General features: G+C 50.0%; 16 protein-coding genes and 2 pseudogenes. 14 read left to right on the top strand and 4 right to left on the bottom strand.

Translation table 11 applies throughout. The annotated features are described in order from the left end of the window. The first annotated feature begins 130 nt into the window (after positions 1 to 130). A pseudogene (locus OC537_RS02500) lies at positions 131 to 1359 on the top strand (integrase domain-containing protein). 62 nt (positions 1360 to 1421) lie between these two features. On the opposite strand, the gene OC537_RS02495 reads toward OC537_RS02500, so the two are convergent. The 3 genes from OC537_RS02495 to OC537_RS02485 form a co-directional block, all read right to left on the bottom strand. Beyond that, positions 1422 to 2408 (bottom strand): inovirus Gp2 family protein, encoded by a 987-nt coding sequence (locus tag OC537_RS02495; RefSeq protein WP_262109048.1) that lies wholly within the window; start codon positions 2406 to 2408, stop codon positions 1422 to 1424. A gap of 586 nt (positions 2409 to 2994) precedes the next feature. Next, entirely contained in the window at positions 2995 to 4455 is a 1461-nt protein-coding gene (locus OC537_RS02490; protein ID WP_262109045.1) for a YfjI family protein, read from the bottom strand. A gap of 33 nt (positions 4456 to 4488) precedes the next feature. Continuing rightward, the gene (locus tag OC537_RS02485) at positions 4489 to 4722 is read right to left on the bottom strand and encodes a helix-turn-helix transcriptional regulator (RefSeq protein ID WP_257684530.1); all 234 of its coding nucleotides are present in this window, start codon (positions 4720 to 4722) and stop codon (positions 4489 to 4491) included. A 201-nt stretch (positions 4723 to 4923) separates the two neighbouring features. On the opposite strand from OC537_RS02485, the gene OC537_RS02480 reads away from it, so the two are divergent. The 5 genes from OC537_RS02480 (at position 4924) to OC537_RS02460 (ending at position 10041) form a co-directional block, all read left to right on the top strand. After that, on the top strand, positions 4924 to 5574 hold the full coding sequence (locus OC537_RS02480) for a hypothetical protein (protein WP_262109043.1): 651 nt from the start codon (positions 4924 to 4926) through the stop codon (positions 5572 to 5574). Between the two features lie 80 nt (positions 5575 to 5654). Beyond that, the gene (locus OC537_RS02475; protein WP_262109041.1) at positions 5655 to 6836 is read left to right on the top strand and encodes a hypothetical protein; all 1182 of its coding nucleotides are present in this window, start codon (positions 5655 to 5657) and stop codon (positions 6834 to 6836) included. A 190-nt stretch (positions 6837 to 7026) separates the two neighbouring features. After that, the gene (locus tag OC537_RS02470; RefSeq protein ID WP_262109039.1) at positions 7027 to 7980 is read left to right on the top strand and encodes a DUF932 domain-containing protein; all 954 of its coding nucleotides are present in this window, start codon (positions 7027 to 7029) and stop codon (positions 7978 to 7980) included. Positions 7981 to 8074: 94 nt separating this feature from the next. Continuing rightward, positions 8075 to 9064, top strand: coding sequence for a YqaJ viral recombinase family protein (locus OC537_RS02465; RefSeq protein WP_262109037.1), 990 nt, complete (start codon positions 8075 to 8077; stop codon positions 9062 to 9064). Further along, positions 9061 to 10041 (top strand): hypothetical protein, encoded by a 981-nt coding sequence (locus OC537_RS02460; RefSeq protein WP_257684534.1) that lies wholly within the window; start codon positions 9061 to 9063, stop codon positions 10039 to 10041. The genes OC537_RS02465 and OC537_RS02460 overlap by 4 nt, the downstream gene beginning before the upstream one ends. An 11-nt stretch (positions 10042 to 10052) precedes the next feature. On the opposite strand, the gene OC537_RS02455 is transcribed toward OC537_RS02460, so the two are convergent. Continuing rightward, positions 10053 to 10403 (bottom strand): helix-turn-helix domain-containing protein, encoded by a 351-nt coding sequence (locus OC537_RS02455; protein WP_101530889.1) that lies wholly within the window; start codon positions 10401 to 10403, stop codon positions 10053 to 10055. A gap of 208 nt (positions 10404 to 10611) precedes the next feature. Between OC537_RS02455 and OC537_RS02450 the strand changes: the two genes are divergently transcribed. The 8 genes and pseudogenes from OC537_RS02450 (at position 10612) to OC537_RS02415 (ending at position 15669) form a co-directional block, all read left to right on the top strand. Then, positions 10612 to 10947, top strand: a complete 336-nt coding sequence (locus OC537_RS02450; RefSeq protein WP_262109032.1) for a hypothetical protein — start codon at positions 10612 to 10614, stop codon at positions 10945 to 10947. A gap of 48 nt (positions 10948 to 10995) precedes the next feature. Continuing rightward, on the top strand, positions 10996 to 11445 hold the full coding sequence (locus OC537_RS02445) for a hypothetical protein (protein ID WP_262109030.1): 450 nt from the start codon (positions 10996 to 10998) through the stop codon (positions 11443 to 11445). 83 nt (positions 11446 to 11528) lie between these two features. Further along, complete coding sequence (locus tag OC537_RS02440) at positions 11529 to 11876, top strand: YkvA family protein (protein WP_262109028.1); 348 nt, start codon at positions 11529 to 11531, stop codon at positions 11874 to 11876. A gap of 19 nt (positions 11877 to 11895) precedes the next feature. Continuing rightward, positions 11896 to 12320 (top strand): annotated as a pseudogene (locus OC537_RS02435) (DUF2787 domain-containing protein). A 9-nt stretch (positions 12321 to 12329) separates the two neighbouring features. Beyond that, positions 12330 to 12740 carry a hypothetical protein gene (locus OC537_RS02430; protein ID WP_257684541.1) on the top strand — a complete coding sequence of 137 codons (411 nt, stop codon included), beginning with the start codon at positions 12330 to 12332 and terminating at the stop codon, positions 12738 to 12740. Further along, positions 12733 to 12990: a hypothetical protein gene (locus OC537_RS02425; RefSeq protein ID WP_257684542.1), complete on the top strand. Its 258-nt coding sequence runs from the start codon at positions 12733 to 12735 to the stop codon at positions 12988 to 12990. The genes OC537_RS02430 and OC537_RS02425 overlap by 8 nt, the downstream gene beginning before the upstream one ends. Positions 12991 to 13101: 111 nt before the next feature. Further along, a complete protein-coding gene (gene radC, locus OC537_RS02420) occupies positions 13102 to 13599 on the top strand; it encodes a RadC family protein (protein ID WP_262109025.1) in 498 nt (165 codons plus the stop codon). A 186-nt stretch (positions 13600 to 13785) separates the two neighbouring features. After that, positions 13786 to 15669, top strand: coding sequence for a DUF262 domain-containing protein (locus OC537_RS02415; protein WP_262109023.1), 1884 nt, complete (start codon positions 13786 to 13788; stop codon positions 15667 to 15669). Positions 15670 to 16077: the final 408 nt, after the last annotated feature.

The following is a 16077-nucleotide window of genomic DNA, read 5'->3' as shown; positions in this document are numbered from 1 at the left end:
AAACCCGCATAGCATAAGGCTTTGCGGGTTTTTTGTTGTCTTACGCTGTCCAATGGGGTGCGTTGCCATCCAGCCCTTTTAGGCATATCGTTAGGCATATCGTTTTGTATGCCTTCCGGAGCGTATGCCTATGCCTCGTATCACCCGTCCCTTATCCCCAACCGAGATCAAAGCAGCCAAGCCCAAAGAGAAGGAATACACCCTCTGCGACGGGGCTGGTCTGGAAAGCCCAATGGCTCCAAGTTGTGGCGCCTGCGTTACTACCGCCCCCTAACTAAACAGAGAAACATGATCAGCTTTGGCTCCTGGCCGGAGATGTCGTTGGCTGAAGCGAGAGAGAAACGCTCCGAAGCCAAAACGTTGCTGCAACAAAACATCGATCCCCAACACCATCGTGATGAGCAGGCATCCGCTGCGTTATCACAGAGCGAGCACACCTTTGAAGCCGTCGCCAAGCGCTGGTTTGATGTTAAGCGCCCTTCCGTCACCCCGGCATATGCCGAGGATCTCTGGCGTTCGCTCGAAATGTATCTGTTTCCGGAGATCGGTACTGTGCCCGTGATGGAGATAAAGGCGCAGCGGACAATCAAGATCATCGAGCCCATCGCCGCCGCCGGAAAACTTGAAACCGTGCGTCGCCTCACCCAGCGGGTGAACGAGATCATGACCTTTGCCGTTAACTCCGGCCTGATCGATGCCAACCCTTGCTCGGGGATCAGCAAGGTGTTTCAGCGGCCAGCCAAGCAACACATGCCCAGCATTAACCCCAACCAGCTACCAGAACTGATGAACCGGCTTTCCAAAGCAAGCATCAATTTGCAGACCCGCTGTCTCATCGAATGGAGCCTGCATACCTTGGCTCGCCCCAGCGAAGCAGCCGGAGCCCGGTGGGCAGAGATCGATATGGAAAAGAAACTCTGGCGGATTCCACCAGAGAGGATGAAGAAGCGCAGAGGTCATGACGTACCCTTGACGCCACAGACACTTGCCTATCTGGACCTCATGCGACCGATCAGCGGCCATCGTGAGTTCATCTTCCCTGGTATCCGTAACCCCAAAACGCACACCAACGAGCAAACGGCTAATGCTGCCTTGAAACGAATGGGATATGAAGGGACCTTGGTCGCTCACGGCCTGCGAGCCTTGGGCAGCACGACCCTTAACGAGAGAGGATTTGATCGAGACGTTATAGAATCTGCCTTAGCGCACTCTGACAAAGACGAAGTGCGTAGTGCATACAACCGCACTGATTATCTGGACCGCCGCCGGGAAATGATGGTCTGGTGGTCAGAGCATATTGATGCAGCAGCGAAAACGGGCTCTGCACTGACTTGGCTACCGTCCACAAAAGCAGGATAACTGTCAGATAAAGTCTGAACTTGTACAAGTAAAACACCGGTTTAAGGCCGGTGTCAGGTAATCTAATTCAGTGCCGCCTTCACACGCGGTCTGCCTCGTGCAGTGTCGTGCTTGGGCAAGTTGCCTTTGAAAAAGGTACGGTGCTTTTTGAGTTTCAGCCTAGCGGCTGACTCTGATTTGGTCAGATAAGCAAGGGCTTTTTGTAAATAGCACCGTTTCGTCTTGTCGGCATGCCCCACCATGCCAATCCCGCACTCCCGGTATTCAGCCTTTTTCTGATTGCAATTATGCCCTCTGCCTCGATTGCCCGTGATACGCAACCATTCCTTAATGGTGGCATCTGCGTAGAAAACATCACGCTGGAAGTGAGCACCGTTCATAAAAACTGCCAAGTGAAAATGAAAGCCTGTTAGAGGTGCAAATTCCAAACGACAAACATACCCCACCCAATTGGCAGTTAATGTCCCCTTACGACGGGTTTTAAACAACATTTTTTTGTGCTTGATGATCTCCTCAATAGAAAGCGCATCCAAGAACTCCGCTTTGTAGTACAAATCAACCCGCAGTACCAAGAGGCGAGCATATCGCCCAAACAGCCCATTCACGTATCGATGCAGTGATGCTGTATTCTTCTGCGCTCCCTTCATGAAGGTGCAGCACTTGCCCTGCATGGCTTCAGACTTCAATTCCGACATCAGCTGCTGATACCTGAGGTCCAGCTTCTTCTGCGCATCTTGGCTGGTGCCACCATCGATGATCATCTCACGAAGTTGATGCTTGAAGACGAAATTACACAAGCAGGCCAGTTTGGGATGCAAATTAAAACACTCCTGATGTTTGTATACCTGCATAGCAAGCGTGACGATATCTGATAGTTCTCTCCCCTCCTTAGTAAGGGGGTAAATACTCCCCAGCATTTCAGCCGAAAATAGAGCAGGGTAGGCATCCATCTGTTCCAGTTTTTCGATGAATTTGAATAACGCCTTATAATGAACAGATTGAACAAGCATTTCACGCAACGCTCTTGTTATGGGAATTGCATTATTCATACGCAATGCTTTCCTTGGTTCTCTCTGTATAGGGATAGCATCAATGTCGATACTATTACGAACATACTTAGGCATATTTACCCCTTCATTTAATCCTTGGTTTTGGTGGCGTGTAAGGACATGTGATCATGTCCTACTCGTACATCTGGTTACAGGCTTCATCCTGTTGATTACGCCTGTACTCTGCTCCATCATTGTCGACTGAGAGTCTGAATGATTGGATAACCAGCTAAGTAGTTGTTTATATTTATGTTGAGTAATGAGTTAGACGAACTATAAATAACATTAAAAACCAATATTCATGATTCAATGGCACGATTTTTTTTGAACAAAACATTCGAGCACACCTTGATTTCGCCAAAAAACATGCTCTGTGAGAGTTTTTTTAATTTGCATAGTTAGGGTCTATTACCCCCTTCTCTGTACTCACGCCATCATCTAACCCAGAGTAGTTCTTGTTAGTCAATGTTAGCTATGTAGATGCTTAACATTATCTCCGCTGGCTATAAATATGCTTATTGCTATATAAGCAACTCTATAGCTACATATGAAATGTGTTAGATGCTACGTATTAAAACACTTGCTGTTACACAAGTAACCGTCTTTGCCCTGGCAGGTAATAGTTGACATAACTCGTGCCATTAAATTGGTACTGGGTCACTGCCATGTGATTAACAAGTGCATTCAGGGCTTGCTCCAATTTCACTTTATTCCTGATGCAATTTGGACCAAATTTGCGGATATCATTCTTCTTGAATACACCATTCTGGCTGCGATGCAGATTGCTTTCCAGCCAACGTTCTAGTTCATTCGCCTCGCGAATATCGTTCGGCACTGTACGTTCTTTAAATTGTTGGATGAAATGCTGGAAGTACCAGTGAACAATAACTATCGATGCATGCATGCTCACGTCAGAGATGACTGGATTACGCTCAGTAAAGCAGTGCAAGACTGCGGCAATTCTTGATGCATGCTCCATGAATTTAGAAGCAAAGTCACGGTACTCGCGCCATTCTCCGAAGGGACCAATTTTGCTTTCAACGTGGTTTGATGCTTCGAACCAGCGAGCACGGGCTTCTGGCGACAATGTTAAGCACACTCTGGACTCACTCAATTCACGACGCATCTGAGATGCCTTAAGCAGTTTTTCTACCGTGTGGTAGAAGTCGTTCAAAGAGGTGGCATTGACGCCACCTGGCGACAATTCATCACTGAACAATCGCGATCCCTGGGTTGAATGGGGCTCAGACAACAAACAGCGTGCGAAAAAACCCGACTCGCGAGCCTGATCACCTTGACGCTCAAGAAACCGTTCAAAGAGCGGCCCCTGAACCATCAGGGAAAGGCTAAATCGGTAATCACCGATCGTTGTCGCCCCCTGAGTCGATACTCGCAGAGCCGAAATTGGTTTTGCCCCCCATAAAGAGTTCAGTACAGAGGTCTCGCGCATGAAATCACTGGCAAAAAGATGTGCGGACTCATCCGAGAAGACGCCAATGGTGTGACCATAGGCGCTAATGGCATGTTTGATGGCTGCACTCGTCACATCATTCAGAAGCCACTTCTTATTCGATGGAAGTGAAGGCTTTGCCGCCTCCACATCTCTTAATGCCTGTTTTTCAGGCGAGGCGTCTCCTTTCGCCAAAATGGCTTTATGCAACGCCTTCTTGCATGCCTTTTGCTCTTCTTCCCAAACACTGAGCTCGATCGTGTATTGTGCATGCGCATCACGATATTGCTGTTCTGCCAATAGTTCCAGTTTACGAAAAGGCTTCATCACCAGCTCGTCAACCGCTGTTTTTCGTTCACCCGAGTCAGCCTTTGTAATAAAAAACAGGGAGACTGGGTGAATAAGGTCTGCTTTAGGACTGACATCCACCAGATCTTGGCAAGCCAGTCCCATCGCACTGAGTACGGACGAGGCAATCAGCCCAAGGGGAGCTTGAGTCTGCTGTTGGATCTGACGCATTACGCCTTGCAGCTGTTCATCAAGTACATGAACAGGAAATTCTCCAATCAGATTGAGCTTCACGGGGGTTGTGTACATTTTTAGATCTCCTTCGTTAATACAGGGGAGGAACTACTGGATGCGTGAGACAAGCCACTGATGTACCGATGACAGCAGCCACCCCACTGAACTACTCCCCAAGCGCAACGGCTTGGGAAAGTCGGGGTCATAGGACTTGGATTTGGGGTTAAGTTTGTTGTAGATGGTCGAACGTGAAAGCCCCAGGATGCGAGCTAGTTCCTTGATGCGCACAACTCGATGTAGCGTCTCACGATCCCAGTAGTGACCATCTTCTTGCAAGTTCATGATTCATCTCCGCTTCGGTTTGGACTGAGGGCAGACTAACTCCTCCTGAAAAATGAAAACGCCGAAAATGTGCAGAGATATGGCTAAAGCTGGAGAGCCTTTCAAACCCCTCGACAAGAAATTTTGTATAGGAACAGGCCATGGTATGGTTGACCCGTAGCACTGCTTGCTTTTTTCTTTGCAGACTGGACGGAAGTAAAGATGCGGGGAAGAAAATTAAAAACACAGCACATATGCAGAGGTTTAAACAAGGTGTCACAACCAACAACAGATAAGCTGAGACTAAATAGCCATAGCCTCGATGAGTTCGTTACATTTATGTATGACGCTTTTGGATTGAGGGATGGCCGTCAACATCAGCTTAAAGAATTAAAGAGTATTGATGCCCTTTCAGATATGGTCGAAAAAATGACCATGGGCCTTGCTAAACATCTTGTGAGTAATAATGGAAAAAGCACCAATGTGCTCATGCTGTCAGATCAGCTCATGGTCATGTTTGACTTCATGAACCAGATGTTACTGCATTTCAATAGAACTGAAATATTTTCTGATTTATCAAGAACTCAACTGTATGTACATTTTCTACGTGATGTGCAATTGCCTTTCATGAGACAAGCAATCGCACTTATCACCAATCAAGACGAACCTATTTTCTACTCACCATTGGATAGAAATGAGTTTCGAGCAGATAACTTGATGACTCACCTGCTGTACATGCTGACTCCTGAATATCTGCAACACGCCGAAGTAAACGTTAACGCATGGATGTGTAGACAAAAAAATTTCTCAGCCATGGTGTTGGAACAACTTTTAAAAAGGCTCTTCGGGGGTATAGAGGAAAAACATCTATAATCAGTCTGCACACTATCGACAAGCTCTGTCAGGAATTACATGAGGATAACGTCTCTGTTTCCTCTAAGGAATTTCCCTCAATGAATGAGCTGAAATCATTTTGGTATGGGGCTAGAATTGCAATATTTTTCTCTAGACATATTGATTTTTCAATTAGTCCTATGTATGCACTTGAAGAGCTGAAGGACAACTGTCTATCTTTATTCACAGACTTATTAAAATCTGACTCTCCATACCTGCACTCAGATACACTGATGGCATTTTTTGACAAAGTCAGTACGAAAATAGCTAAATCCTCGCTAACAAGTGGCGAACTTAACGTGATATTTAATACTATATCAGATAGTTCAAAATATAATATCCTCCCACCACAAGGAAAAATAATAAAGCCTATCATCCAATTCTGTTACGACTTCAATGCTGTAATCTCGTTTATTGCCAATGGTGAGCTAATAAAGTCTCACGAGCGTTCGCTATCAATTCTAAATAGCGAAAATAACTTTTCAGCCGGGCGATTCCACAGTATTTTAATCCGTTTAATGTTAGCATTAAAGATAAAGCTGTATGTTTCCAGTATAAAACACCGCGAATATGAGAATATTGCGAAAGTAGCATTTTTACTTGGAGGTACAGGCTTTTCGTTAGAGAAAAGCCCTCAAGATCCATTTAAAGAAGTCAATGAAAGTGTGTTTTCTACACCATCAATCCTTTATGCATTCTCTTCCATTCAAACCTATGCAGATGTTTTGGAGTGTATTGAGACACTTTCAATGGAAGAAAAAATAGCAATGATGATCCCATTTCCAAATAAGCTAGAAAGGGCTCTGAATACACTTTATAGCTCATATCCTGACTTGCATTCTGCGCCATTAGATAAAATCAGAGTATTATTGACGCCATTCATGAAAAGTAATTGCATTCCCTACATACCAAAATCTACACTTTACAACTGTCTATGCGAGATAAATTCACTCATTGATTTTTGGCCATCTTGGATAATGGAACAATCCGTTAATGTTCAACGATTTAGTCGCGAATCTATTTACTTAAAAGGAAAAATTCTTCATTCAATTGATCCTTATCGATACAAAATAGATTTTCATAAAAATCATGATGTGCTCAATTATGCCGAGTTAACTTTAAAGAGTGATGGCCAGCGTATTTTACAAGAGTATGTTCCTTTTCCTCTTGAAGAGGAACTGTATAACCATTATGCATTTGAAATATTTTCCAACGAAATAAAAAAACGATTAAAAAAATAACAATCAGTTCCAACAATACACCTCCAGCGAAGTGCGCTTCTGCTACTCCCGCTACAATAGCAAAAAAAAGCACTCTAGAAGAGACTCCTTTGGAATTCTTTCTTGTTTTTTGATTTTAACAAAAAGAAACTCAAAATAATTTTAAACCTATATTCCCATCTTGAATTAACCAATGAATGGGATTTTACACATGGCACATCTGATCGACACCATAGCCTACACCGGCCAACCCCCCTGGCATGGCCTTGGCAATATATTGCCGCCACGGCAATCTTTGGATATCTGGCTACAGGCAGCCGGGATGGATTGGACTATCGAGCAGAGTGACGTAATGTTTAACGTCGCCTCCGATGCACTCCATATTCGCCCTTATTCAGACAGCAAAGTTTTGTACCGCTCTGATAATCTGGAGCCTCTATCCGTCGTCTCTCGCCGATATAATGTGGTACAGCCTCATGAGGTGCTGCATTTTTATCAAGATCTAGTAGAAGTGGGCGGCTTTGAGTTGGAAACTGCAGGTTCGCTCAAGGGCGGCCGCAAATTATGGGCGCTTGCAAAAACGGGGCAAGATATGAAATTGAAAGGGGGAGACAGGGTGAAATCCTACCTACTGCTCGCCACCAGTTGTGATGGTACGTTGTGCACCACAGCACAATTTACCTCGCTACGAGTCGTCTGTAATAACACATTGCGAATAGCACTACGGGATAATACTGGTGCGATCAAGGTTCCCCACTCCACTCAATTTAATGCTGCTGCCGTCAAAGAGGCATTGGGCCTTGGTATGGCAAATTGGGATCGTTTCCAACAAGAGATGACATCGTTGAGCAATCGTCCGGTATCACCCGTGGAAGCCCTTAATTTCTTCGGTGAACTACTCAATGATCAGGCTGGCGATGATGAGAATATTATTCTCAGCCGTCCCGCCCAAAAACTGCACGAGCTGTATATGGGCGCAGGCATGGGCTCAGAGCTTGCCAGCTCCCGCAATACCGCTTGGGGGTTGGTCAATGCGGTAACGGAATACGTGGATCACCACCGCCGTGCCCGCAGCCAAGATCACCGGCTCGATTCCGCCTGGTTTGGTCAGGGGGCCCAACTCAAATCCCAGGCTCTGAATCAGGCACTCACTCTGCTGCAGTAATCCCGCTTCCCCATTTAAACCGCATAACGAACTCACCCGGACTGGCGCATGCCAATCCGGGCGTTGCCATTTATGCCGTCAAAAAGGAGTCGTCATGAAATCAAAAGCCAAATACGGCCAAGCCCTGCGGCTGGCCTCCACTACCCAATTAACCCGCGAGCAGTGGCTCGCTATCCGCAAACTCGGCATTGGTTCCTCCGATGCCGCCGTGGCAGTGGGGCTCTCCCCTTACAAGTGCCCACTCAGCCTGTGGCTGGAGAAGACCGGCCGCAAGGAGCCGGAAGATATCTCCCACAAGGAAGCAGTGCTGTGGGGCATTGAGCTGGAACCGGTCTTGGCGCAGGTCTATGCCAAGCGCACTGGCTACAAGGTGCGCCGGGTCAATGCTGTACTGCAACACCCCGAGCAACCCTTCATGCTCGCCAACCTCGACCGGGAGATAGTCGGCCATCCCGATGGGCCGGGCATTCTGGAGATCAAGACCGCCAGCTATCACAGCGCCCCCCAGTGGGAGGAAGGGGTGCCGGTGGCTTACCAGTGTCAGGTACTCCATCAGCTGGCCGTCACCGGCCATGCCTGGGCTGAGGTGGCAGTGCTGATCGGCGGCCAGGATTTTCGGATTTACCGCATCGAGCGCGATGAGGAGAAGATCCAGGATCTCACCGAGCGGGAAGCGCAGTTCTGGCAGATGGTGCAACAAGACCAACAGCCCGAGCCTGATGGATCCAGTGATGCCGCCAATGCCCTGAGCTGGCTCTTTCCCCGCGATGATGGTCAGACGGTGGATCTCTCCGATTCCCCCGAGTTCAACCGGCTGTTTGGCGAGCTACTGCAATTGCGTCAGCAAAAGGAAGCCGTCGAGCTGCAAGAGTCACAACTCAAGCAGCGGCTGCAAGCCACCTTGGGTGAAGCGACAGCCGGGTTGTTTGCCGATGGCAAGATCACCTGGAAGCGCAGCAAAGACCGGCTGGCACCGGATCTGGATAAGCTCGGACAGGATCATCCAGACTTGCTCACCCGTTACGTCAAACCGGTGCCCGGCGTACGCCGTTTCACCATTCAACCCTTGAGGCAAACACCATGATCAAAGGACTGGCAATTACCCCGCCCGTGATCGGGCGGATCTGCATCGGCAAGCTGGTGCAAAAACAGGATAAGTGGGTACCGGAGAAGGACGACAGCTTCACCCTCACCACCCAAATACAGCAAAAGGGAGGATGGCTGCTCCATCCCCTGCATCAACACTATTCATCGCAAAAGAGTGGCCAAGGGCAGGAACAAACTAAGATCCGCGCCATTCCGGTGCGGGTGCTGTTCAACGATAGCGACTTGAACTTGCGGGCGGAATACAGCGCCTTTGACCGGCAAACCGGCAGGCCGCTCTGTGTCGGGAATGGGGAGGTGGCGAGACGTGTAGGGGCGCAAGGCATGGAGGAGGTCAGCTGCACTGGGCCTGAGCGCTGTGCCTTTGCCGGGCAACAGGGCTGCAAGTTGTACGGGCGACTGAACCTGTTTGTGGAGGGGCAAGGGGATGAGCTGGGTAGCTTTATTTTCCGCACCACCGGCTACAACTCGGTACGCACCCTGGCGGCACGACTGAAATACCTAGAGGCTGTGAGCGGTGGCCATACCCGCTATTTGCCGCTCACCCTACGGCTACGAGCCAAGAGCACCACCCAGTCCTACCGCACACCGGTCTACTACGTGGATTTGACCTTGCGGGAAGAGTCCAATCTGACCGAAGCAGTCAGGCTGGCACAGGAGGCCGCCCAGCGTGACCAAGAGGCTGGCCTTGCCATCGACCAGATGGAGCAGGCTGCTCGTGAGTTGCTGCGTAACGGCCAGTTTGAGGATATCGATGAGGAGGTGCCGATGCTGCTGGAGGAGTTCTATCCGCAAGTCTGCAGCGACGAGACGGCGAATGGTAACGCAGGGGCAGTGGCGACTGCCTCGCTTAACCCACCACAAAGCCAAGCAACCAGAACGCCACAGAGACCACAACCAAGAAGGAGTCCACTCACCAACAAATTGGGGAAAGAGAACCCATCCCCTCCCCAGTGAATGGTGGATGATCAGCGGGGACGCGCCAACCGCTCCACCAACCGTTCTACCGTTTCCAGCAACAGAGTTCGGTCAGCATCATCGAGCCGGGCCAGTTGCTGGCTCAGCACAATGCCCTGCTCGGTCGGGCGGTTACTAGTCTCACGCAGAAAGTCGGCTAGCTCACAACCAAACAGTTGAGCGAGCTCCGCCAGGCGCACCACGGTCGGCACCACAATTCCCCGCTCCATCCGAGAGACGGCTTCCATCCCGATATTGAGGTGTTCAGCCACATGCTCTTGCGTGAATCCGGCTTGAGTACGCTTGTGGCTAATCGCCTTGCCAACGCTCTTGGCTAACAGCTCAAGGTTGATATCTGTCATGGTTCCTCCAGTCAACCCGTATGGTTGACCATGGACCCATTGACGATAAGGACCCAAAAGGTAGACTAAAGACTTAATGAGTCCACCAGACAGCAATTGATGCTGATTTGACACGGATGCGAGGCCCTCAGCCAATAAACCATCGTGACTAACTCGCAACAGGTGGGCTCCATAAGACGCTTTCACTACACGACCAAGGACACAAAACATGGAAAGACTGACTTATGAAGATCTGGGTACTGACAAGCTGACCTCACTGATCTGTGCACGAAAATCTTTCGAAGTCGTGGGGCTATCGGGGCGAATGAGCGCCGCTGTGACAAAACTTGAAAACAGCATCGAACCTGCTGGGCTGAAATGCCGGGTCTATACCAAGGGTCGGATCGCCGCAGCAGGGGCCAGCGTCTTTGGCGGTATTACCGGTCTAGCCGGGATCGCATCTGCCGTCACCATCGCGGCACATAATCTCGCCACTTACAATCCAGACTATGAAATCGTCAAGCACCTGGTGGATAACTCACTCAGCGTGCTTTACAAAAAATAACCACGTTAATGGCTCATCTAAATTCTTGAGCCTTTAGGAGTCACTGGGATGAATAAACTCTTCATTATCTCAACAGCACTGCTGCTGTGCGGCAACGCCCTAGCTTATGGCGAGGCCGGACGCTGGAGCAGTGGCTGGGGTCAGGGCACCAGCGAATACACAGCGGTGGTCAACGAACAGAACCATCTCTATATCGCCTGTAATGACACCCGCAAAGTCAGCATGACGGCCACTGTGCAGGGCAAGGAGTACGGCTCTTATGCTGGGCAGGCTTTCTCCATCATCGTCGATGGCAGCCAATACGATGCGCCCTATGAGACCGAGTCCCGTGTCGGTGAGAACAACTTTTTCGACATGTGGGGCAAGCTGCGCAAGGCCAAGTCGATCCGCATTTTGACGGCTGACGGCAAGCAACTCGCACTGCCAACCAAAGAGGTCGCATCTGTACTGCCCGCCACCAATACCCCCGAGTTTGACTGCTTGATGTGGGACCAATAGCTCATACCCATTCCCATCCAAGAGGAGGCATTTGCCTCCTCTTTTTATTTCTGCAATTCACCCACCCGTAAAGGAGACGCACTATGCCCCCCTGTATTCCCCCTGAATGCGAGCCGTTTGATCACCCAGGTTTTTGGCAAAAACTCTGGGCCTTCGCCAAACGGGCCGGTCGGCCCTTTATCGAGACCTGCCTGTTGCTCTACTACACCAGCCAGAAGGATGACCTGCCGCTTTGGGCCAAACTGCTGATCTACAGTGCGCTGGCTTACTTTATCTCACCGATCGATGCGATCCCGGACGTGTTACCGATGGGGCTAACCGATGACATCGCGGTACTCAGTGCGGCGCTCGCCAGCATTACCGCCTTTATTGACGCCCAGATCCGTGCCCGTGCAGCCAGAAAAATGCGCGAGCTGTTCGGCCAAGATTAAACCCCACAAGGAGTACACCATGACCATTCCCTTTTTTCTGGATGGCTTTGCCCTGCCCGTTGCCCAAGCGTTGCTGGTTCTGCTCAACCAGGAAGTCGCTAAAACCGAGCTCGACATCGAGCGCTTAACCCAACTGACCTTCAACTTTCGTAACCCCGGCTACAGCGCCGAGCAAGGAGGCGTACACCCGGTCGAGATCCGCCTGATCCGTGGACTCGATGGCTGGCTATTCGATTACGTCACCGACTTCAGTTATCAAGGGCTGGGGCAGTATGCCGAGCTCTGCAAGGAGCTCGATTTCAACTTCCTCGATGGGGAACACACCATGCTGGGTTGGGGCCTCTGCGGCTGGCCGAAGCGCGGGAATTGTTCGACACCTGGCAAAGCAACTTCATTGCCTACTGCCGGTTGGAATGCTTCAGCGTCACGGTCGCAGGAGATTAGGAGGTCACGATGATCCAAGAATTAGCGCTCTCCCACTACTCACGCCAGTGGCTGGGACGAGTCGCCACCAGCGCCAAGCTAACCCCCACTCGCAGTGGTCAGCGTTGGCTGCTGCACCTGACACCGGATAGCCCACCAGCCCGCACAGTCACCTTACAAGTGCGTTGGTCTGGCGTGCAGTGGCAACTGCTCTCCCTCACTAATGCTGAGGACTGGCACACCATGAGCCAGCCGAGGGATGAGATCTGCATCGACCCCAAGCGAAGTTGTTTCTGGCAATGCCAAGCAGGGCCCGTGCCGCTCACCGAACAGCCCCGCGTGCTGGCCAGCTTTCTGGCAGACCTGCAGCGCATCTGCATCCATCGTGGCTATCGGGTAGAGAGTAACCCCATTGAGCAACAGGAGAATAAGGATGATTAATACCATGATCGCTATCGAGCTGGAGGCTTACCTTGAGCACAACGGTCAGATTGAAGTGGTGCATGACCAAGGCCAACCAGTGAACGGTTATGCCCTCTACTTGCGCTATGAAAACGAACGGGGCGATGCACTGGCGCAATGGCTGTGCGATCATCCGGATCACCGCTGGCTAACCCAGTTAGGCACCATGCTCGCCACCAGTTACCACATTCCGCTGCACGACTACACCCCGCACACCTTGGCGGCCTGAACACAGCCAACCAAGCCTGCGGTCACACCCCATTCAGTAACCCATTAACCAACTACTTCGCCTACCCTGCCGCGTCCAATGCGGTGGGGCGATGGCGTATGGAGCCTAATCATGTTGCATCACAAACTGATCGCCGGGGAGACCCCCGGCACCTACCGGGTGACTGACCTTGTCACCGACGATGACCTGCTCACCATCGCCCAAGCTATTGCCCGGCAGAAACTGGCCAAGGGTGAAGCTATTACCGATAAACACTTAGCCCATCAAGCCCTGCAAGGGCTGCTGCAAACACGGGATCGCGAAGTTTTTGCGGCACTGTTCCTCGATAACCAACACCGGATACTGGCCTACGAGGAGCTGTTCCTTGGCACCCTGTCCGCAGCAACCGTCTACCCCCGCGATGTCGTCAAGCGGGCACTGCACCACAATGCTGCCGCCCTGATGCTGGTGCATAACCATCCATCGGGATACCCGGAACCCAGCCGGGCAGATATCGAGATCACCCTGCGCCTACAGGATGCCCTGGCACTGGTGGATATCCGGATTTTGGATCATCTGGTCGTCGGTACTAAGGGCGTGGTGTCGCTGGCAGAACGGGGACTGATATGAACCTTACACTTATCAGCCTAGACATACTCATCGAGCGACGCGGCTGGCTTGCAGATAACATCGAGATAGTTTGATACAAGTCACTGAATCAGAATTTTCTGATTCAGTGACTTTCTTTACAATCTCAAACTCGGCGCGGCCTTGAAGAAGAGCGTAGGCCTAGATGCATGCGAAAGAGGACTAAACATGGCAGGTGAGTATGAAAAGGCAATTACCATTCAGGAAGCGATTGCGGCCATTAATGGTGGGGACTATCTGTTGCCTGCTATTCAGCGCAAGTTTGTCTGGAGCAGTCACCAGATCTGTGTGCTGTTCGATTCCATCATGCGGGGATATCCGATTAACTCCTTCATGATGTGGGAGGTGAACAGCGCTGAAATCAAGAACGACTACAAGTTTTATGAGTTCCTGAAGTGCTACTGCCAGCGCTTCAGTGAGGAGAATCCGCATAAGCCGACCACTGCCAGTTATAAAAACTTCAAGGCCATCATCGACGGCCAGCAGCGCCTTACCTCATTGTATATTGGCTTATGTGGCACTTATGCTTACAAGCAACCACGGGTGTGGTGGCCGACAACTCGGGATGACAAGCTGCTGCCGCCACGCAAGTTGTACCTCGACTTGGCACAGGCTGTCGACTCGCAAGACAACGAATCACTGATGCATTACAACTTTAAATTTCTGACCGACGCCCAGTACAAGAGCGCCTTGGCGGCATCGGATAGTAAGCATCACTGGTTTTGCCTGCATGACATCCTCAAGATGCCGCAGGTTGATGGTGGCAACCATATCTGGAACAAGGTGACCAAGCCTTACCTGGAAGCCCATAACTTGCAGGCGAATGAGTTTGCTGCTGACACCTTGGGTCAGTTGTATGACGTCATCCGTTCGCAGCGTATTGTTCATTACTTCAATGAGAGCAGTCAGGAAATAGACCACGTACTGGATGTGTTTATCCGCACCAACAGTGGTGGTACCAAGCTGGACTTTTCTGATCTGTTGATGTCGATTGCGGTAGCAAACTGGGATGGTGACTTCCGTCAGGATGTGGATGGGCTGATTCGTCAGATTCATCAAAGCGCCGATATTGGTTTCTACATGGATCGCGACTGGGTGCTCAAAGCCTGCCTGGTGCTTATCGGTGCGGACGTGCGGTTTAAAGTGAAAAATTTCAGTGCCGAGCAGGTTCGCCAGATCCAAGACGCATGGGCTGAAATACGTGACTGCATTCTGGAAACACTGCGGCTGATCCGCCGCATGGGCATTAACTCCCAATCGCTGACATCCAAAAATGCGGTGATCCCGATTTGTTACTACCTGTACAAAAAGCAGGTTGGCAATGAATCTCTCTTCAAGAGCATAAACAATCTTTCCAAGCATAATGAGCAGCGAGACCTGATCAGTCGCTGGTTTTATATGGCGCTGCTTAAAGGGGTATTTGGCGGGCAAGCAGATACCATCCTGAAATCGATGCGTGATGTGCTGGATCAGCATATGGACGAGCAGTACTTCCCATTGCAGCAGGTGGTGGAGAGATACACGGCAACCAACAAGGATTTGCGGTTTGATGATGAATACATGGAGAGCGTACTGAATATTGAGCATGGCGAAGGGCGCTGCCGTGCACTGCTGCATTTGTTGTTCCCGGAAATGAATGCAACGGAAGTATTTCATATTGATCACTTGCACCCACGTAGTCACTTTGACAAGAAGCGTTTGGCTAAAGTGGATGCCCTTCTCAATAATTCTGAGCGAATGGAGTTTTATGCAGATTCCAGCCATTGGAACACTATTACCAATCTTCATCTGCTGAATGACTCCCAGAACCGGAGTAAGTCTGATCGGCCACTGAAGGAGTGGCTTGAGGACTCTTCTGTTCATCTGACAGCGGCAAACCTGCTGGTAGAGGGTGTCGATCTGGGCTTTGAGGATTTTCCGGAATTTTTTGCCGCGCGCAGAGCAGCGCTTAAAGAACGGCTGAAAAGTCGTGTGTATATTTCGCAGTCTATCCAAGCTGAACCGGAGCCTGAAGATCAGGATGAGGAAGTGGTTGAGGATGTTTTGGCATGATTAGAGGCTGTTGACCTTTCGAGCTGATTGTTGTCATTAACCACCTCGCCTACCCTACCGCTTCCCATGCAGTGGGGCGATGGCGTATCTAGCACCATCATGCTGCATCACAAACTGATCGCCGGGGAGCAACCCGGCACCTATCTCCTCACCGCTCTGGTTAACGAAGATGAGCTGTTGACGATCGCCAGCCAGACTGATCTCCAGACATAGGCAAAGAGTACGGTTATTATCGATGAATATTTGTTACAGTAGGAATTGTAAGTGCGATAGAGGTCATAACCCTTCTTCGCCTTCATTACGGATTAAACATATTAAAGTATAAGTTAATATCAAAGGGATATAAAATGGGCAACACTAATAAAATTGACATGCTAAACCAAAAATTTCCTATGGTCGGTTTATCTG

The organism is Aeromonas sp. Marseille-Q5825, from assembly GCF_946892685.1.
Classification (GTDB): domain Bacteria; phylum Pseudomonadota; class Gammaproteobacteria; order Enterobacterales; family Aeromonadaceae; genus Aeromonas; species Aeromonas rivipollensis.
The sequence above is the reverse complement of the archived record's forward strand: the minus strand, read 5'-3'. Positions and strand labels throughout refer to the sequence as shown.